Here is a 214-nt window from a genome sequence, read left to right as displayed (position 1 = left end):
CGGCGTGTGGACCCGGGACGGTAACACCGCCTACCGCCTGGGCCGGGAGATCAAGGCGGGCCGGGTGTGGACCAACTGCTACCACGCCTACCCGGCGCATGCGGCGTTCGGCGGGTACAAGAACTCCGGCATCGGCCGGGAGAACCACAAGATGATGCTGGACCACTACCAGCAGACCAAGAACCTGCTGGTCAGCTACTCGGCGAAGAAGCTC

At 65.4% G+C, this 214-nt stretch carries 1 protein-coding gene; it reads left to right on the top strand.

Translation table 11 applies throughout. The annotated features are described in order from the left end of the window. The coding region (locus IG84_RS38645) for an aldehyde dehydrogenase family protein (protein WP_037801515.1) at positions 1 to 214 on the top strand (214 nt) is incomplete at both ends.

The organism is Streptomyces ochraceiscleroticus (genome assembly GCF_000720485.1).
Taxonomy (GTDB): Bacteria; Actinomycetota; Actinomycetes; order Streptomycetales; family Streptomycetaceae; genus Streptomyces; species Streptomyces ochraceiscleroticus.
Note: the sequence above shows the minus strand (reverse complement) of the source record. Positions and strands in the feature narration are given on the sequence as shown.